We start from the raw sequence: 20,361 nt of genomic DNA, 5'->3' as shown, positions 1-20,361 counted from the left end.
TGATCGTTGAAAACAGCTTTCATATGGCTGGCATTTTGCTTTTCGAATCAATTAGGGCCTGGGGTTAATTGTCACATCTGCTGGCCGAAACAATGTAACAACCCACCCAGGACTTAAAAATTTTTCTCCAAACCAGCTTATTCCACAGGGTCTAGATGGCTGATGGCGGTAATTCTTCCACCTTCCACTTTCAATCCTTCTGTGGCTGTGGCGGTATTGGCATTGAATTCATATACCCAACTTCCGTCTTCAGTCGTGATACCTATATAAGCAAGGCCATCCTTTGCAGAATAATTATTGATCGTCACATTCACGATAGAAGCTTCTGCAGGAGAGCCGGTTACCCATGTGAAAGTCTTGTTATATACATCAGCTACCCCAAAGCGCTTGCCTACAGTATATGCACCTTTCTCTTTATTCATGGTCACAATGAATTTACCGTTTCCTACATAGGTGTTTGCGGTTATGTAATAATCGTCAGCAAGTTCCTGCACATTGAAATAGTAGGATTCGTCGAATGCTAATGTTTCTTTTTTTATCCTCGTGATAGCCGATGGTAGCGTCGAGGTCATCTCCCCATTGGAGGAAGCTACGGAACCTGAAAAACCATATGCATCACCTTGCTCATCCACCTCAAGTCCTGAAAGGAAGTACCTACCCAGAAAACTTGTTCGGTCATCTTTAATCACTGTATTCAATTCCATGCTAGGATAATCAAATACTGCAACCCAGGCACTATCAGGGTAGTTTGTTCCGAAAGTATCGTTGCAGCATGCCTTGATGCTGAAATATGGAGCGAAAAGTTTGTCTCCTACTTGAGTAACCCATGAGAAAAATGCACGTTCCCCGCTATTGGCTATTTCTTCCTGATTCCAAGTACCCTCATCGACAATCTGCAATTGATCAGCATCCATTCTATACCATGAGGCAAAAGGATTGGTCTCACTCCGGCTTATTTTCACCATCACGATATCATCATCTATGGCTCCAAAAGCCTGTACAGTTTCGGATTGGAAATCAGACAATTTTTCTAATGCGCCCTCGGCGTTCAATTCATAAGTAGTTACTGCACCTGGATTTCCCTGCCCGTATAGCATGCTGAAAAACTTGTTCTTGTGTGTCACATAATACCTGTAAGTCCCATCTTGCTCCACGCCATTTCCTAGTGTGCTCACCGTTCCTTCGGTCAAACTTTCAGCAGTCAAGAGGTAATCCGCTACTCCGTCAGAAGAGGTAGGAGTGGATGCAATTATATAGCGACTCCCAGCGGTCGATTGACCAGGATCAGGTTCAGGATCATCGGTAGGATTACAGCTAGTGAATCCCACAGTAATGGCTGCTGCAACAGCTAATAGATAGTTAAAATTGGTTTTCATAAGAATTAGTGTGTAAGGGTTAATAAATAAAGTATCTTATTTTGCCTGAGAAGCTTCTTCCTGGTTTCTGCAAGCTGAAATTGTCATAGTGTTTACTGTCCAATAAATTTTTACACTCAGCAATCAGCTGAAGTCTGCCTTTTTCCCCGGTGGTATAAGTGAAATTGACATCATGAGAAAGCTGCTGAGGCACATCGAATTTCTCAGCCCCTAGGCTCGGCCAGTAGAGGTAAAATGCATGCACAAAAAGTAGGTTGTATCCGAAGTTGAAGTCATTACCTTTCCCAAAAGCATCCTGCAACATCAGACTTGCATCTGCATTCCCAAAGAGATAGGGCATATTTGGCACCCGATCACGATAGACTATGCTTGAAGCTGTCTGACCTTCTTCAAATTCCGTATTGTTTCTAAGGTCTTGGTAGGTAATATTGGCACCAGCAGAAAGCAGACTCTTGTAGTTCCAGCGAATATCTCCTTCCACACCGATATTGGTCACGCTGTAGAGGTTGTCCATCACCTGCATGGCTTGGTTGTTGTTCAGTCTGGCACGAATGAAGTCTTTAGCGTCACGGTAGAAACCATTGGCAGAAACATCAATCCGATGATCTTTGTTGACTTGTTTCCAGATACTCAGTCCCAAATTATAGTTATAGCTGGTTTCTGGCTTTAGGTCCAAATTCCCCTGCAGGTTTACCATGTCACCAAAGAGTTCTTCTGGCTCTGGAAGACGGTAGCTTTTCTCAAAAGAGGCTTTGGCCTGAATGTTTCCCGTGACAAAATAGGAACCTGTAATCCCATATCCCGGATAGGTGAAATTTTCCCTTTCATTGCGGTACGCCACATCTCCATAATCACCCGTGGGATTATAAGACATTGTGAAATAATTGGTCTGCTTGTAGATTTTAGTAAAAGCTGAAACACTGGCTTTCTCTTCCCAATTCAACTGATAGCTTAAGCCCGTAATATTCTTTTGACTTTTTCGAGGTTGTTCGTATTTATCATTTTCTGGATTAAGGGCATCGCTACCCATTCGGTTGAAGCTATTGAATACATTGCTGATGGCAAACGTGTGAATTCCAAAATTGTAGTGGGCATTGGCCGTAAATACAGCATTGTTGTTATTAAACTTATAAAGCGTGTACGAGCGCTCTCCTCCTGGTACATCATATTCTTTATACTGCTGAAACCAGTTGTAGCGACGATTGACCGTATCAATATTTTGTTCGGAGCCAAAATTGTAATTGGCATTCACATTTAGATCTAGTCCTTTCGTGAAAAGGTCGCGCTTCTGATATTTGAAGGTCGGCATAAGTAGGGTCCCCCTGCGGTGCCATTGTCCAAAAACTGAGACCAAACGAGCTCCTGTTTGCACTTCTGAGTAATTTTTCCCCGCTGTCAGGCCAATTAATAGCTTATCTGCATAAGGCTTGCCTTGAACACCTAGTTGTGTAATCACGGTCTCATTGTGATAGGTGTCATGAAACCTTCGCACACGCTGGTTTGGGTAATATTTTCCCGTTTCTATGTCCGATACATCCACATCTACCCAGTAGTTGTTGTCAGAATAGTTTTGAAAAGCGTTCAATTGAAATGTAAAACCGGATTCTGCTACAAATGCAGTGTTGATAACTGACCTATGGGTATTAAAGGAGCCATAGGAATAGGAAGCATCTACATAATTTTTACGGACGTTTTTGGTAACTATATTGACTGCACCGCCCAAAGCATCTGCCCCAAGTCCGACAGGCACTACACCTTTATAGACTTCTATGCGTTCAGCCAGGTTGATTGGAATATTATTCAATTGAAAAGAGGAACCAAAATCATCCATTGGAATCCCATCGATAAAAAATTTAACCTGCTTGCCTGAAAAGCCATTCAGGGAAAAATTCATTCGCGAGCCAACGCCACCACTTTCTCTAACCCTTACACCTGAAACTCGATCCAATGCGTGACCCAAATCAAGATTGGTATGGTGAAGTTTTCTGGCGTCAACTACTTCTACATTAAATGCGCGTTCTCTAATTTCACTTAACTCAGATTTACCTAAAAGGGTAAATTCCTGAAGGTCTGTCGTTTCCTCAACCAGTTGTATTTTAAGCTTCTTGCCATTAGTGCTTGCAGCTATTACTTCCTGATAGGTTTTGTATCCTAGAAAAGAAAAATCTAATGTCACCTCTTTGCTAGCAGGCAAATGGATGGTGAACTTACCCTCGAGATCTGTAACGAGGCCCGTATTTAGACCGTGAACTTTAACCAAGACACCAGGAATCGCTTGATCCTGTTGATCTGTTACTATGCCTGAAAAAACCCTGTCTTGCTGTGAAAAAACAGGCTGAGTAAATAAAAGGCACAAAAATACTAGTGACAATATTTTATTATATTGCATTGCTTTTTAATTGGAGAATTAGGAAGTGATTACCGGAAGTCTTACAGTTGCCGCTGTAAGGCTTCTTTTTTGATAATTGTTGTTATTGTTATTTAGATTAATTTTAAATTAAAACAAATCTAAGGCCTAACGGTTAAGTAGCCAAACGTTTTAGTAATTAATTTGAAACTTTTTTTGAAAGGGGATTATCCTCAGAATTTGATAAGGAAAAATAACACAACAATTCCATGTTGGATTTTCTTTTAAAAGGTTTGAGATTGACTTTCCCAACATCATTTATAATGGTAGCAACAAAAAATATTTGAGTTGTATCTAACAAAAAAAATAAGAATCACGAAAAAAAAAAGCTCCCGAGGGAATTAGGCTTAAGGAATTTAAATTACTATGAGGTGTATTTAAATCCCTTAATTCCAAACGATTACCTTCATAACATAAAGTAAGATTGGCTCAATGAACTTCTACTTTATGCATTTTCCAAATGCTCCTCCTGTTCAGAGGGGAGTGTCTTGTCCACTTTTTCCTTTTTTGTTTTCTTTCTTCTTCCCCACCAAATTAAAAAGCCGGTTACTGGCAAAGAAGCAATTATTGCGCTTAGCAGAAAAGCGAAAATTTTACCAGGTAAGCCGGCAATGGCTCCAACATGGAGGTCATAATTGATACGCATTACTTTATCCCCAATGGATGCTTCATCAAAGCGGTTATAAATATGCTTTACAGGTAATTCTTCCAATGTGTTTTGGTCAAAATAACGGTAATCCATTTTCCAATAGGTCGAGGCATCAGGATTGGCATTGGCAGCAATCGCAGCATTGTCAAATTCAGGAGGATGCACCTCAATCCATTCTGAGTCTGGATACAAGTTTCTCATTTTCATCCATACGGCATCCAATGCAGGAATAGCATCCTGATAAACTTCTGTTGAATCCGAAAGTGGAGTGTAGTACTCTACATAATCCTCTCCTCCCGAACTCACGAAAAACACAGCATCCCGAAACCATTCAAAACCCCAAACCAAACCAGTAATAGCGAAGAGGCTCGCAAAACCCATTACATAAAAGCCCATTACCTGATGCAGGTCGTAATTTTTCCGCCTCCACCGAGCATTCCATTTGATTTTCAGACTGTTCTTAAGGTTTTTCTTTTTTCTTGGCCACCAGAGTATTAAACCTGAAATCACCATAAATAGGAATACCAGTGTAAATGACGCTACTACAGGTTGCCCTATGGCTGGAGGCAACCACAGGTAAAAGTGCCCATCCAGAACCAACCTGAAAAAATCAGCATAAGCATCTTTAACCTTTAAGACCTGACCCGTATATGGGTTGACGTAAACAAAATAATAATAGTGTTCCTCGAAACTATAATAGATGGCCTGAGCGGCCCTGTCTGGGGTACCATACAAAACTGCATGTAAATGCTTGTCAGGCAATGCTTCATCAGCCTTATCCCAAATGGTTGTAGGAGGTAAGGCCGAGGCATTTTCAGGTGCCACAAATCTATAGGACTGCGTTAAATCCTGAATTTCGGATTGAAAGGCATAGATACACCCTGTCACAGCCACAATAAACACCACAAGCCCGGAGCTTAATCCGAGCCATAGGTGAAGCTTTGCTATAACTTTTTTAACCTTCATTAAAACTTATAATTTAAACTTAGGGAGATATTTCTTGGGTTTTGGGGAGTCACAGTAGACCATCCCGAGTAATATTTTTGGTCGGTAAAGTTATTTACTTTTAATGCCAGAAAATATTGGGCGCCAGTATAGTTAACGGAAGCATTGAAGACCTTATAAGCTGGTAAAGCAAAAGAACCAATATTGGTTCTATTGATGGTCAAATATTCACTCGCTGCATTGCCTCCAAGGCCAAAACCAAATCCTTTTAAATCGCCTGATAGAAAAGAATAGCTGGCCCATAAATTAATAAGTTGCTCCGGCCCAGCTTCTTCTGGTCTCAATCCCAAGTATCCATTTTCTTCATAGTCTCTGGTCACCTCTGCATTGTTTTTACTATATCCCGCCACAAGGTTTAACCCCTCTACAGGGTTAGCGATCACACTTATTTCTATGCCCTGACTTTTAACCTGACCGCCTTGCAGAACGTTATTGATATTGTCAGGATCCGTCATCACCCGATTGCTAACATTGATATGGTAGTAACTGGCTGTAGCTGCTACCTTGTCATCATAAAGCTTGGTCTTCACACCAAGCTCAATTTGATTGGCATTCTCTGGAGAAAAGGTTTTTAATCTCTGGTTGCTGCCATCGGCGTCAGTTACCGATCTCGGTGCCACATTTACAAAACCATTCATATAGTTTCCAAATACAGAGACTTTATCAGGTATGGCTTGGTATACGAATCCAAACTTGGGTGAAAATGCGGTTTGTGTTTTAGCCCCATCTGCAGACCAATTCCCTGTTTCACTTTTAAAATTGTCTACCCGAACACTGGCCATCACTGATAGCTCAGGAAGTAATTCCGCTACGTCAGAAACATAAGCACTCATTACACGTGTTTTTCCAGTAGTATTTCCTTCAAAAGAGTTTTTCAACAAATCGTCTACTCCCGCCTGCGTCAACACTCCTGTATCAGCACCATCTGAAAGGGTAACTGTACCATTTCCTACCCAACCGGTGCTTCCATTGAATACCGAGGATTCATAATAATCCAAACCGACAACCAGTTTATTATTTATGGACGAAAAGTTAAAATCACCTATAAAATTTTGCTGAATGTCTGTAGTTAAAGTTTGGCCGTTTCTATCTGAAATGTACCTGGTAAAGCTATCCCCATTACTATCATCAAATAAATAATGGTAATAACCATCTGATTTGGTAGCACTTCTCGAAACTACTGTTTGGGAAGTCCAGTCTTTTGTAATTTTGTACAAGGCTTGGGCTTGTAGGCCATAGCTGGAATTGTTTATCCCCAATTCATTACCGGTAAAAGAACGGTCGTAATTATTTTGGAACAGGTCAATTGATGTAAAAGTAATTGGGTTGGACCTGTTTAAGAAAAGCATAGGAGCATTTACAGAGGTAGCGTTCAGAAACTCTGTATTGATCAAAAAGGTAAGTCTTTCATTGGCTTGAAATTTAAAGGAGGGTGCAAAGAAAAAGGATTTATTACCTCCTGCGTCCTGAAAAGTATTGCTGTTTTGATAAGCCATATTTACCCGAACAGAAGACAATTCATTCAAAGGACTGTTGACATCAGCAGTAAGTCTATTCAAACCGTAACTTCCGGTTATAAATCCAAGTTCTCCTTTAAATGAATCTTCTGGTCGTTTGGTTGTAATATTGATCAGGCCCCCATAAGATATGACCGAACTACCAAACAATGTACCCGAGGGCCCTTTTATTACATCTACTCGCTCCACATTGGCCGGATCCAATCCCCCGTTATTTAAACTAGGCATTCCATTGACCATAGTAGGTTGCACAGAAAAACCCCGCATAGAATAATACTCTGCACCATCGCCACCTCTACCGGTCGATTGCCAAAGGCGCGCTACTCCGGTAGCATTTTTTAGCGCATCATTCATATTTGTTACTACCTGTTCTTTAAGTAGTCTGGAAGAAATGGAATTATAAACCTGCGGATTATTAAGATCAGTCAATGGTAATTTAGCAACTGTAAATACACTGTCTGCATAATATCGGTTGGTGCCGATGTCGGTCACAATTACTTCTGCAAGGTCCGAAGCTGTTTCTTCTAGGCTAAACTTTATAGCAAGCCTTTCACCAGCTGACAGTTGAATTTTCTTTTCTTGTCTTTTAGCACCTATGAAGGAAGCAAAAATGATATGTTCCCCGGGTTCAATATTATTAATTTCAAAACCACCATTTCGGGCCGTTGTTCCTCCTTTAGCCAATCCCACAATACCAACATTAACATATTCAAGTGCTTGGCCATCTGAAGTGGTAACTACACCATATATACTGGCTTTTTGAGCAAATGTTGTAGTTAATCCAAATAAAATTAATCCTATAGTTAGTACTGTGCTTAGTTTCATTGCGTTATAAATTTTATCAAAATTAGTAACTGAAATGATTCTAAACAAGACTGTTTGGAATTAATCTAAATAAAATTTTCGCCGTTGTTAATAAAGAAGGATTAAGCACATTGCAAGTATCGGGGGAGATCAAGGAATTAAACCATTATTTTAAATGTGGATTTATTTTAAATTAGGGTAACCACTTTCCTCTCTTCTCCTTACCTTCTTAAAAAAGGTTTACTTTTTCGAAATGTGGAGGTAAAAATTATAGCCATGTTGATATTCGGTATTTAAGCCTATTTTTCTCATCAAAGGCAAAGATATCAAGCTTTTAGGCTAAAAATGGAGGGTATTTTAAAGTAACATTGGGTTAAAGTGCATTTTTTTTTAAGGTAATGACATTTATAAGGCAACGACCTCTCTGGTATAACCATTTTTGCTTTTCGAAACTAAAGATATGCTTTGTTAATTTTAATAGTTAATTAATTGGTTTTTTATTAGTAAAAGAAATTATCCCACAGTACTTTTCGAAAACAAAGTAGCAAAACAAAGATTTGAGTATCAATTATATCATGAATAATCCGAAAACATATTTGATCAATAGCTTCGCAATTGGATTGCTTTTTACAGCAGTCTCTTGTGTGACTTCGGATCAAGAGGATTTGGCACCGATTGATAGTAAAACCATTTCTTCAGAAGAAATTTCTGAAATGATGGGGCTTATGGAAGAGGTTGATTTGATGGTAATGTCCACCATGCAACAAGATCTTAGCCAACAACGATTGATACCGTTATTGGATGAGTTAAGCTGCCCGGGAACAATTATTACAAGAGACGATAAAATTGGTCAAGTAAAAGTTGATTTTGGCAGTGGTTGCATAAGTGACTCTGGCTTGGAAAGGGCTGGTAATTTAAAAATCACCTATTCAGGTGGGATATTGAGTAAAGGAAGCTTACTGACCATAGATTTCGAAGATTTCTCTTTAAACGGCCATAAAATGAATGGGCAGAGAAAACTAGAAAATTTGGGATATGATGCAAGCACTAGAACCTTAAGCTTTTCCTCAAGTGTGTCAAATTTCAAAATGACTAACTTGAATGGTCATGAATTTAATTTAGACCAGAGCTATATCAGAGAATTAGAGCTTTCAACAGCAAATGAAGGTTTCAGGATTTACTTGAAAGGAAATGGTTCTTTGACCGCTCAAGATTACGGTAAAACAACATTTGAAATAGTACAACCTTTTAAGTACATGCAGCAGTGCATTGAATCAGGATCATATGATCCAATAGAAGGAAGCTTACAAATTAGTACCGATACTTATAAAAATAAAATAGTCAGCTTTGAATCCCTGGGGTGCAGCTGATTATAAGAAACTTATTTTTAGTAATTATTTTTGTGTGAGGAAGATTGATTGTAGATAGTTGGTTATTTTTTAATGTAGGGTTTGTCCGGAGTCTCAACAACTTGGTAGTAACTGAGACTCCGGCATTTTTTTCCTATTTTTTTTCTACACTTTTTAATTCCGGTTTACCTTCAGGAAAAAAGTGATGCACATCTCTCTGAGGAAATGGTACTTCAATATCTCTTTCTTCTAAAGCTTCCTTAATGTTTTCCATGTTATCCCAAAAAACTGGCCACAAATCACCAGCATCTGACCAACACCTTACCGAAAGATCCAAAGAGTTATCACCAAAATTTGTGAAGTAAACTACAGGAGCTGGGTCGGCGTGAATTCTTTCGTCTTTTTTCAAAGTATCTAATATAATTTTTCTCGTCACTTTCAAATCCGTGCCATAAGCCACACCCACAGACATTTCCACTCTTCTGGTTGGTTTTTCAGAAAAATTTATAATGTTATTGTTCGCTAGATTTCCATTAGGAACAGTGACTACCTTATTGTCAAATTGTCTAACGGTAGTATACAAAATATCAATTTTTTCTACTGAACCAAGAATTCCCTGAGCTTCTACAGTATCTCCAATCTTAAAAGGTTTAAATACCAGTATCAGTACGCCTCCAGCAAAATTGGCAAGAGAACCTTGTAGCGCCAATCCTATAGCCAAACCCGCAGCACCTAACACGGCAATGAAAGCAGTTACTTCTACTCCTAAGGTAGCAAGCACGGCCAGTATTAATAAAACATATAAAAGACCTCTAATAAAACTCTTCAAAAAGCTAGATAGAGAAGCGTCTATATCAGATTTTTTAAAAATTTTGTCTACAGCTTTTATTACTAAACCTATGACCCATTTACCAACAAAATAAACGATACCTGCAATCAAAATACTTTTGATTGCAAGCAGAATTAAAGGTGTCACAGTCTGTAAAATCCCTTCCAGAGAATTGGCATCAAATTCCATAATTAATTTTTTCTTTTTCGTAATAATTAAAAATTCAAAATATAATTATCAGATCCAGCAAATAACTTGCCATCTAAATGCCCAATGCCATGAAATCTTAAATTTCTTAATTCCAGAGGCTTTTAAAATCAATTCCCAATCCTTCTTTTTGAAGGCTCTTAAAACAGATAGAGGGGCATCATTTTTTACCATATTGGACTTAGAAAAAGCTTTTGTTAACCATTTAATAGCATAATAGGCTAAAAAATTTCTGTGTAGATCATTGATTACAAAACCAACTCGGGTTTTGCTTTTGAGGTTTTTAAAAATGTGTACAAGTTCCTCATTAGTAAAATGGTGGGTAAACAAGGTACAGGTTTGAATGTCCACAGTATTTTTAATATAAGCTGGATCAAAAACATTCCCCACTAAAAATTCAATGGGCATGTTTTCATTTTTTGCCTTATCCTTGGCCAGTTCTATGATATTTGGGTTGGCGTCGACTCCTATAACCTGTAATTTTAACCCTTTATTTATTGCCCATTTATTAATGTGTATGGCCATATCTCCTCCGCCACAACCTAGGTCAACAATGGTTGCGGACTGTTTTGGTGAAGACCCCATTAAAATAGTAAGGCCGGAGGTGGTCACGTTGTTTCCTCCCAAAAGTTTATTAATCGTTCGTAATTCCTTTAATGTCTGAGCTAACTCCTGACCACTACAGGCCAGGTCATCCATTTTTTCTTTTTCTTCACTTCGGTGCAGAAATTTATTCATGACTTGTCTATTAGTAGGCTTTCTAAAGTTAATCCAGGTCCAAATCCCATTGCCAGCACTTTTCCTTTTATGGATGGATCCTTTAATACCGCCTCCAAAACAAAAAGTATGGTAACAGATGACATATTTCCAAAATCCTTCAAAATATTGTGCGCATGTTGGTTTTGGCTTACCTCTATACCGAAAGCGTTTTCGATTTTGTTTAAAATTTGTTTTCCTCCTGGGTGAATGGCAAAATGTTTAATAGTTGAAAGCCCAAATTGCTCCTCCAGTCCATCAGCAAAATCCTTTATTCCTCTTTCCAATAAATTGGGTATGTACTTGCTCAACTTCATTTGAAAGCCAAAGTTTCCTATGGACCATGCCATGTCATCGGCACCATCAGGAATTATATTAGATTGGTAATTTTCGATGTGCATCCCTTGCTCACCCTGCTGGATAAGAACTGCAGCGGCACCATCTCCAAAAATGGCATTGGCAAGTACATTGTCTTCATTGTATTCCTTCTGAAAGTGAATGGTACAAAGCTCTACGCCAACTATTAGCACCTTTGCGGAGGGTTCACTTTTACAAATTCTGTCTGCCATCTTAATTCCATTAAATGCTGCATAGCAACCCATAAAATGAATTGCGTAACGCTCTACGGTGTTCGATAGACCAAGCCTGTTAATTATATCCAATTCCACCCCTGGGGCATACATCCCTGTGCATGATATTAAAATTAGATGGGTAATAGCTTCTGGTTTCTCATCGGAATTGGCCAGGCAAGTTTCTATGGCCTCGATGGCCAATTCAGGGGCTACCTTTTTAAAAACCTCCATCCTACTTAATGTATCAGGAAAGGGCTCAAGCCGATCATTTTTTGGAAAAAAATTGAAGTTTTGAGGATCACTAAAATTAAAGTCATTAAGTGCGCTGTACCTTTGAGCTATCCCAGATTTTCGGTAAATAAAGGATAACTTCCTACTTTCCTTGGCATCCAAACCATGAGCTTTTTGCATAAAACGGCATATCATTTCCTGTTCTATAGCTTTCCCGGGGCTTGCAAGCCCTATGCTCTTTATTTGGCTGTTCATTGATTTTAGTTTAGCTTTAATTTATAGTACATTTCAAGATAAGTAAAAAACCAATGACAAAGCGAATTGTTATCTCGCATTAAATATATGTTTAAAAAATCCAGCTGGGAACACCTTCGAATTCCATTCTCTTATTACCTAATGCCTGTGTTTTGGTTTGCACTTTCCTCAGCAACTGATGTGCCAATTGTAAATATAATAGCAGTGGGGGTAATTTTGCACCTATTCCTTTACCCTTCTAGCAATGGCTATAACAGCTATTTTGACAAAGATGAAAAAAGTATTGGCGGGCTAAAAAACCCGAAGAAAGTTACCCTAGGACTCTATTATCTTTCGCTGGCATTTTTTGGAATAGCGCTTATAGGGGCATTATTTATTAACAGTCTCTTTTTCGCTATGGTACTCATTTACGGTCTAGTGTCCATGGCTTACAGTCATCCGGCCGTTCGTTTAAAAAAATACCCCTACCTAAGTTGGATTACTGCTGGGTTTTTTCAGGGGGCATTTACTTTTGCGATGTGTGTTATTGGCTTTTTGGATGGGGACTTTAGCCTACTATTAGAATGGGAAGTATTGTCTCCTGCACTTATTACCACCTTATTACTTTTGGGATCCTATCCGTTGACGCAGGTTTACCAGCATGAGGAGGACCAAAAGCGGGGAGACATTACCCTTAGTTTAAAATTGGGAATAAAGGGTACCTTTTACTTTGCCGCCATTTGGTTTTTAGTCTCTGGAATTGCATTCATTTGGTATTTTGCACATATCCATGCCGATTGGGCTATTTGGTGGTTTCTTGGCAGCACTACTCCTTTGGTAATTTACTTTTACATCTGGTTTAGCCTAATTATTAAAGACCCAAACAAATATGCCAACCATTCTATGGCAATGACGATGAACAAAATTTCTTCCAGTGCTTTAAACTTTTTCTTCATCTATTATTTTTTCGCCCAATAGCTACTTCATTTATTGGTTTCAATAATAAGAGTCTCCTATATAATTGCTATTTGAACCTAAAATATTTACAAATGGTCAAGGCAAAAAAAGATATTCATTATATTGCTGCAAAATAAAAATTAACCTATGTCCAATAATAGTGTCATCAAGGGATTTTGTTCCCTAATATTTGCAATGCTCCTACTAGGAGCCTGTAACAGTAGACCCCAAGAGCCAAAAGTACTCGTTTTTTCCAAAACCGATGGGTTCTATCATGAATCCATACCGGAAGGAATTCAGGCCATCACCGAATTAGGTAAACAAAATGACTTTTTGGTAGAAAGCACCGAAAATGCTGATATGTTTTCCGAAGAATTGTTGAAAGACTACAGCGCTGTAATCTTCCTAAATACTACCGGTGATGTATTAGATAACAACCAACAAGCTGTATTTGAGCGCTACATCCAAGCTGGAGGAGGGTTCGTAGGAATCCATGCTGCCGCCGATACCGAATACGACTGGAACTGGTATGGTAAAATGGTCGGTGGCTATTTTGTAGACCACCCAGGGATAAACGACCCACATCCCAATGTGCAACAAGGGGATTTGGATGTCATAGATAGAACCAATCCTAGTACTTCATTTCTACCTGAAAAATGGACGAGAACAGATGAGTGGTACAGTTACAAAAATTTAAATTCGGAAGTCAATGTCTTAATAACATTGGATGAGAATAGCTATCAAGGTGGCGAGGACATGGGAGCGCATCCTATAGCATGGTACCATGATTATGACGGTGGCCGCGCTTTTTATACCGGTGGAGGCCATACAAAAGCCACCTATAAAGAAGAACTCTTTCAAAAGCATCTTCTGGAAGGAATAAAGTATGCAATCGGAGACAATAAATCACTTGATTACACCAATGTAAAGAGCAAAATAGTACCCGATGCTGACCGTTTTGAAAAGGAAAACCTAGTGGTAGGACAATTCAAGGAACCTACTGAAATGACCATTTTACCAAACCTGGATGTTTTAGTCTCTCAAAGAAGAGGAGAAATCCTACTTTATAAAAATGGAGCCACCGAAACAAGTAAAATTGCCCACCTTGATGTTTACTGGCAGACAGATGTCCCAAAAGTAAATGCCGAAGAAGGGCTGATGGGAATTCAAGCAGACCCTGATTTTGCAAACAACCATTGGGTTTACGTTTTCTACAGCCCAACGGGGGAATCGGTTAATAGACTTTCCCGCTTTAAGTTCGAAAATGACGAGTGGAAAATGGACACTGAGCAGGTAATCCTACAGTTTTATTCGCAAAGAGGTATTTGCTGTCACACAGGAGGCTCTATTGCTTTTGATAGCAATGGATTGCTGTATGTTTCTGCAGGTGATAATTCTACTCCTTTCAATCAACCCAACCAGGAATATACATTAAAAGGCTATGGTCCTTTAGATGATAGACCAGGGTTTGAACAATACGATGCGGCGAGATCCTCAGGAAACACCAATGATCTCAGAGGTAAGATTCTTCGAATAAAGGTAAATGAAGATGGTTCCTACAGTATTCCTGAAGGAAACCTTTACCCTGAAGGAACGGATAAAACCAAACCTGAAATCTATGTTCAAGGAAACCGTAACCCTTATAGGATTACTGTCGATCAGAAAACAGGCTTTCTATATTGGGGTGAAGTAGGGCCTGATGCAAGGGAAGACCAATTTGGAGTAAGAGGCTCTAAAGGTTACGATGAAGTCAACCAAGCAAAAAAAGCAGGATACTTTGGCTGGCCTTTCTTTGTAGGGAACAATTACCCTTATACCGCTATTGACTTTAATACAGGTGAAAGTAAAAACACGTTTGACCCAGCCAAACCGGTTAACAACTCAAGAAATAATACGGGTATAAATAACCTGCCACCAGCACAGCCAGCATTTATTTACTACCCTTATGATGAATCAGAAGAGTTTCCTGAGGTAGGAACGGGAGGTAGAAATGCCATGGCAGGTCCTGTATACTATTCAGACCTTTATCCTGATGGCGGTGGATTACCAAGCTATTATGACGGTAAACTGTTTATTTACGACTGGATAAGGGGGTGGATTAAAGTAGTGACCATGGATCAAAATGGAGATTATCTAAAAATGGAACCTTTCATGGAAGGTGTGAGGCACAATGCCCTTATAGACATGGAAATGGGGCCTAATGGAAAACTTTATTTGCTTGAATATGGCAAAGGCTGGTTTAGTGCCAATGACGATGCTGCCCTCTCAGTAATTAATTATAACCCAGGTAACAGGGCACCAGTAATTGCCGCCATTGCTGCGGACAAAACCTCAGGAAGCCTTCCATTGGAAGTGAAATTAACGACATCAGTAAAAGATCCTGAAAACGATGCATTAAACTATCTATGGGATTTGGGGAATGGACAAACAATGGAAACTAAAGTTCCTGAGCTTACTTATACTTTTGACAAAGTAGGAGATTATGACATCTCTGTAACCGTATCTGATACTGAAAGTAAACCTGTAAAAAGCAAAACCATCAATGTATATGCAGGCAATATAGCACCTAGTATAAAAGTGTCATTTGCAGGCAACGGTAGTTTTTACTTCCCTAATGAAAAGGTTAACTACGAAGTAACGGTCAACGACCCAGATGATCCGTCAGCTGGAGAAGATCTTTCGTCCCTTTACCTTTCTGCAGATTATATCGAAGGTTTTGACAAAGCAGAAGCAGCCTTAGGACACCAGGTTATGTCTGAAGCCATGGCTGGGAAAAGCCTTATGGAATCACTTACTTGTAAAAGCTGCCACCAAATCGATGGCAAATCGGTAGGCCCTGGTTATACTGATGTTGCTAAGAAATATGCTGATTCACCTGGAGCAGTGGATAAATTAATAAATAAAATCATAAAAGGTGGCTCTGGCGTTTGGGGAGAAACAATGATGCCTGCTAACCCTACCTTAAAAGAAGGAGATGCAAGGAAAATTGTTGCCTTTGTCCTTTCGCTAAATGGATTGGAAAACCAAGAGCCATCTCTACCTGCTTCGGGTCAACTGGACCCACTCCAGGGCAAAAAAGTGGTCAATAATGGGGTCATGCTTTTAAATGCAAGCTTTACAGACAAAGGAGGCAATAATATTAAACCACTTAGTACATCAAAAACTGTATTTCTTAGAAATAGTAATATTAATTTAGGGGAACTTGATGATTACTTTGGCTATAACACAGGCAATAAAAATGGTCAGCAGACTTTATCTTCGCCTTTGGGTAGAGGTTATTTTATGCTTAAAAACATTGACCTTACTGGTTTGGAGGGAATTAATTTTGCAGTAAGTTCTCAGCGTCCTTTCGACTATGGCTATCAATTAGAAGCTCGTTCAGGTAGTTCAGAAGGAAAAGTTATCGGCCAGATAGTAATAAGAAAGAATGCTGAAGAAGACATGGACGCCCAAATCATCGAATTAAAGTTTAATGACGATGTACCTGCAGATTTTCAAGATCTTTATATCGTGACAGAAGCACTTAATGAAGCAGAATCAGTAGGTATGAGTATAACATCTATGGAAATGATAAATAAATAGTTCTTTTCATTAAATACAAAAGGCCTGTAGATAAGATATTTACAGGCCTTTTTTTATACAGAGAGACTTTACCTGAATCTACTAAACGCCTAGCAAACTGGTCCAAGTTTTACGCGTTACTGATTACAAATTCATTCCCATTTTGCTCGGAAAATTTTACAATACCTTGGCCTTTGGCATAGTAAACCGTTTTGATTTCATTTGGCAACATTGAATCCTTAAAAGTAAATTTTAGGACATCGCTGTACAATATGCCAGCACTTTGAAAACCTTCTACCGTTGTAATAACAGCATTGTCATCCCTGGATGTTTCAGTAACGAAATCATAGGTTGAAGATTTGACGGAAACACCGTTGGTGTTCGTAACAGTAAGCCTAAGGTTATACCCATCCTCCGATATGCCCGACCCTTGAATGTCTACCATTAAGTGAAGAGGGGAAAAAGAGGTATTGTATTGAATGGAAAAATAATAACTTCCAAAAATATTCCCACAATCATCTTCCACAATGTTCTCATGATAAAACGAATCTAAACTGCTCATGATTAAGGTTTGTGGGATTCCATTGGAATCTATTATTGTCTGGTTTCCAATAGTATCCTTAACCTCCCATTCCTTAATATCCGTTAGCCTTCGTTCCAGTTCTGGAATGTCTAAACAAGGTTCTTCTACACAACTGGCAAAAATTAATAGGATTACGCAAAAGTTAATTCTCATCCTTAACTGTGAATTTTTCATCGTTGGTCATTATTATTTGAATTATACCCGTCTCTTTAGAAAAATAAACCTTCTCAGGCTTAATTATTTCAGCATCCGAATCCTTGGATACGGCCTGATAAACATTGTCGTATTCTTTTTCACCAAGGATCAATTTTTCCCATTCAGGAGGTGTACTCAGGTCTATTTCAAAAAAATAACCGTTTATCTCAACTGACATTAACGGACTATATGCCAATGGAAAAACAGTCAACGCAATGGTTAACTCTGGAACATTACTTTTAAGTGTTGTCGTCAGTGTTTCATAGGTGAAATAATTATCTCCGGCATGATGCGTCTCAGATTTTTGAATTTTGCTGTCTTTGCTACTAACCTTCAGATCAAATTCAAAACCATTGGAATAGCTAAAAGCTACGATTTCCTCCGCTAAATAGGGGATGGTTAGCTCTTCTTCATTTGTTAATTGGTACCTTCCCGTTTCTTGCCCTTCAGGTATACAAGAACTCAAAAATAGCAATGCAATAAATGATAATATTATTTTCATTATTGATGTCCTTAAATTAAACGGAATACAACCCTTATTGGGCAGCCAATAAGATTAAACAAGATAAATGGTTCTGCGAATGTTCAAAATCAGGCCAACAGCCAGGTTTTTCACTGCGATGCACATAACACCATTCACAAGACGAAGCGCAGTTAATTTGTGTCCATTATTCCAATGCTTTAGTTTTTAGATTTTACATTGTTTTTGAAAAATAGCTGCCGCATACCAGAAGACATAAATGCTAATAGTGGAACACTGTTCCTGATTTTAAACTCATCCCAAAAATTACTGTCGTTATCAAGGAAGGATAAGATTTTCTCAGGCGGATTTTTCTTGAATAAACTTTCGAAAATTGCCCTACCAGTTGCCTTTTTTGAAAGCAACACATCGAGTAAAGTCCTGTCATACCAAGCATAAATGCTATTTTTCCAGGTCAGATTGATTGCAGGTGAATGATTGTGCTTTAGTTCATTTACAATTTGTGAAACGTTTTTTTGAACAAATTGAAAAGTATATCCAGTACTGGCTTTTGTAAAACCACCGGCGGTTCCTATATTCACAATCCTATGCTCCTGCTTTACTATAGGTGAAAATTTGGCCAAAGACATGGGAATTACCCCAAATTCCTCGTGTGTTAGCTCGTAGGTCTTGATTTTTAGCTTCTTCTTAATATACTCCTTAAGTGCCACCTGATAATCTTCCTTATCGAGCGTACTTTCACTAAATAAAGTATATTCAATCAAGGCTTCTGTGGTACTCGTTGGCAATACATACATAAAGGTGGTGCCGTGGGATTGATCCAACCTGAAATCCATCAAAGTCCCAACTTTATCATTGAAAACAGGTGAATCCGTCTTGATGAACCAACCCATGAAATGCTGTAGTAAGGTATTTTGGGTGTTCATTTCAGGATTAAACAAGCCAGTAGAATTAAAAATAAACTGTCCTGAATATTGTCCTTTTTCCGTTTTAAGAATGGCTTTACCATCCTTTACCTCCATGTCCAGAATAGCCTCTGTTTTGAAGGTAACATTTTCAAATCCGGAAGCTTGATTCAGAACAAGCGAATAAAAATCACCCGCCTGAATCATTTTATATTTGTACTTTTTAAGTTCAAAGATTTTTGATACCTCAGGAGAAAAAAACTGTAAAGTATCCCATTGGTGATGGACGATCCGTTCAAATATACCTTTACCTTTTTCCCAAAAACACCAGGTTCTGTCATTGTCAGTCTTTCGGACTTTATCAATGACCAGGATTTTTTTCTTTTGCAAGTCCTTATCCAACAGAAGCCTGTGCAATAAACTTAATCCCGCTAATCCAGAACCCGCAATAATATAGTCGTAATCTAGTTTCATGAATGGATATTTATTGCCATGAATATTGAAGGGACAATCTTAGTTTTAAAATGTGTAAAACTGCTAAACAACTATCAATGGAAACATGTTTAAACCTATGCCGCCTAATTAGTAACATCACGAATATTATTCACCATACAACTGGTAGCTAGTCCACTAAACCCTCGTGAAAATGCCTATTGATAACTATGGAAATCGACGACGGTTTAGGAAACCTCGTTTTCCAATTTCTCATTCTTTTCAAAGGCATGGATATTATCCAGCGTGATAAGGGTAATTTGGTCCATGGCTTCCTTTGTAAAATAAGCCTGATGAGAGGTAATCAGCACATTCGGGAAACTATTTAACCGTAAGATATAATCATCTGGAATGATGCTCTCTGACAAATCTTCAAAAAACAGCTTTTCTTCCTGTTCATAAACATCAATCCCCAAATAACCAATCTTTTTTTCTACCAGGCCATCAATGGCATCCGCTGTATTTATAAGCGCCCCTCTACTCGTATTAATGATCATTACGCCGTCTTTCATTTTTGCCAGCGAGCTTTTATTCACCATATGTTTGGTTTCCGGCGTAAGTGGACAGTGTAAAGATAAAATGTTAGCTTGTTTAAATACTTCATCGATTGGCAAGTATTGTACTCCCATGGCCACCAATTCTTCAGATTCCTTAATGTCATAGGCTAATACTTTACAGCCAAACCCTTTCATAATCCTGCAGAATGCTATTCCAATCTGCCCAGTTCCTAGGACCCCCACGGTTTTACCATGAAGGTTAAAGCCAATCAGGTTTTTTAAGGAAAAATTACCCTCGCGAACCCTATTGTATGCTTTATGGGTTTTTCTATTTAAAGTCTGGATCAATGCCACGGAATGTTCCGCTACAGCTTCCGGTGAATAGGCCGGAACACGAACCACTTTTATCCCATGGTCTTTAGCCGATTGCAGGTCTACATTATTGAAGCCTGCGCAGCGCATAGCGATCAATTTTACACCATTTTTAGCAAGGATTTCAATGGTATCCTTGTCTACTTGGTCATTGACAAAAGCACAAATTACATCAAATCCTGCGGATAAATTAGCTGTTGACTTATTAAGGACAGTCTCAAAAAAAGAAAAAGTATAGGCATTTCTATTACTATACTTTTCAAAGTATTCTTGATCGTAAGACTTGGTACTAAATACGGCTATTTTCATAGGCTTAAATTAAGTTTTTTGTTTCTATAAACCTTTAACGTTACTAATTTACTAAAGCTATATGGATATAATC

Annotated in this window: 14 protein-coding genes; 3 read left to right on the top strand and 11 right to left on the bottom strand. The window is 38.6% G+C overall.

The features are described 5' to 3' along the window. Nucleotides 1-137 precede the first annotated feature (137 nt). The 4 genes from AAC073_RS19480 to AAC073_RS19465 form a co-directional block, all read right to left on the bottom strand. On the bottom strand, nucleotides 138-1,376 hold the full coding sequence (locus tag AAC073_RS19480) for a DUF4374 domain-containing protein (protein WP_339925481.1): 1,239 nt from the start codon (nucleotides 1,374-1,376) through the stop codon (nucleotides 138-140). Between the two features lie 19 nt (nucleotides 1,377-1,395). After that, nucleotides 1,396-3,765 (bottom strand): TonB-dependent receptor, encoded by a 2,370-nt coding sequence (locus AAC073_RS19475; protein WP_339925480.1) that lies wholly within the window; start codon nucleotides 3,763-3,765, stop codon nucleotides 1,396-1,398. Nucleotides 3,766-4,228: 463 nt separating this feature from the next. Continuing rightward, on the bottom strand, nucleotides 4,229-5,398 hold the full coding sequence (locus AAC073_RS19470; protein WP_339925479.1) for a PepSY-associated TM helix domain-containing protein: 1,170 nt from the start codon (nucleotides 5,396-5,398) through the stop codon (nucleotides 4,229-4,231). Then, nucleotides 5,398-7,779: a TonB-dependent receptor gene (locus AAC073_RS19465; RefSeq protein WP_339925478.1), complete on the bottom strand. Its 2,382-nt coding sequence runs from the start codon at nucleotides 7,777-7,779 to the stop codon at nucleotides 5,398-5,400. Before AAC073_RS19465 ends, AAC073_RS19470 begins: the two co-directional genes overlap by 1 nt. A gap of 554 nt (nucleotides 7,780-8,333) precedes the next feature. Between AAC073_RS19465 and AAC073_RS19460 the strand changes: the two genes are divergently transcribed. Next, nucleotides 8,334-9,128: a hypothetical protein gene (locus AAC073_RS19460; RefSeq protein WP_339925477.1), complete on the top strand. Its 795-nt coding sequence runs from the start codon at nucleotides 8,334-8,336 to the stop codon at nucleotides 9,126-9,128. Between the two features lie 133 nt (nucleotides 9,129-9,261). Here AAC073_RS19460 and AAC073_RS19455 read toward each other — a convergent pair whose 3' ends face one another. The 3 genes from AAC073_RS19455 to AAC073_RS19445 are packed head-to-tail and all read right to left on the bottom strand — an operon-like array spanning nucleotide 9,262 to nucleotide 11,957. Beyond that, the gene (locus AAC073_RS19455) at nucleotides 9,262-10,125 is read right to left on the bottom strand and encodes a mechanosensitive ion channel domain-containing protein (protein ID WP_339925476.1); all 864 of its coding nucleotides are present in this window, start codon (nucleotides 10,123-10,125) and stop codon (nucleotides 9,262-9,264) included. A gap of 48 nt (nucleotides 10,126-10,173) precedes the next feature. Next, on the bottom strand, nucleotides 10,174-10,881 hold the full coding sequence (locus AAC073_RS19450) for a methyltransferase domain-containing protein (RefSeq protein ID WP_339925475.1): 708 nt from the start codon (nucleotides 10,879-10,881) through the stop codon (nucleotides 10,174-10,176). Beyond that, nucleotides 10,878-11,957: a type III polyketide synthase gene (locus AAC073_RS19445; RefSeq protein ID WP_339925474.1), complete on the bottom strand. Its 1,080-nt coding sequence runs from the start codon at nucleotides 11,955-11,957 to the stop codon at nucleotides 10,878-10,880. The genes AAC073_RS19450 and AAC073_RS19445 overlap by 4 nt, the downstream gene beginning before the upstream one ends. An 87-nt stretch (nucleotides 11,958-12,044) precedes the next feature. On the opposite strand from AAC073_RS19445, the gene AAC073_RS19440 reads away from it, so the two are divergent. Next, on the top strand, nucleotides 12,045-12,914 hold the full coding sequence (locus tag AAC073_RS19440; RefSeq protein WP_339925473.1) for a UbiA family prenyltransferase: 870 nt from the start codon (nucleotides 12,045-12,047) through the stop codon (nucleotides 12,912-12,914). Nucleotides 12,915-13,040: 126 nt separating this feature from the next. Beyond that, a complete protein-coding gene (locus AAC073_RS19435; protein WP_339925472.1) occupies nucleotides 13,041-16,475 on the top strand; it encodes a ThuA domain-containing protein in 3,435 nt (1,144 codons plus the stop codon). A 109-nt stretch (nucleotides 16,476-16,584) separates the two neighbouring features. On the opposite strand, the gene AAC073_RS19430 is transcribed toward AAC073_RS19435, so the two are convergent. The 4 genes from AAC073_RS19430 to AAC073_RS19415 form a co-directional block, all read right to left on the bottom strand. Beyond that, entirely contained in the window at nucleotides 16,585-17,211 is a 627-nt protein-coding gene (locus AAC073_RS19430) for a hypothetical protein (protein WP_339925471.1), read from the bottom strand. Then, a complete protein-coding gene (locus tag AAC073_RS19425) occupies nucleotides 17,180-17,734 on the bottom strand; it encodes a hypothetical protein (protein ID WP_339925470.1) in 555 nt (184 codons plus the stop codon). Before AAC073_RS19425 ends, AAC073_RS19430 begins: the two co-directional genes overlap by 32 nt. Nucleotides 17,735-17,913: 179 nt before the next feature. After that, complete coding sequence (locus tag AAC073_RS19420; protein ID WP_339925469.1) at nucleotides 17,914-19,092, bottom strand: lycopene cyclase family protein; 1,179 nt, start codon at nucleotides 19,090-19,092, stop codon at nucleotides 17,914-17,916. Nucleotides 19,093-19,298: 206 nt separating this feature from the next. Continuing rightward, the gene (locus AAC073_RS19415) at nucleotides 19,299-20,288 is read right to left on the bottom strand and encodes a 2-hydroxyacid dehydrogenase (RefSeq protein WP_339925468.1); all 990 of its coding nucleotides are present in this window, start codon (nucleotides 20,286-20,288) and stop codon (nucleotides 19,299-19,301) included. Nucleotides 20,289-20,361 lie beyond the last annotated feature (73 nt).

The organism is uncultured Cyclobacterium sp. (assembly GCF_963977555.1).
GTDB lineage: Bacteria > Bacteroidota > Bacteroidia > Cytophagales > Cyclobacteriaceae > Cyclobacterium.
This window is presented reverse-complemented; position numbering and strand designations above follow the sequence as displayed.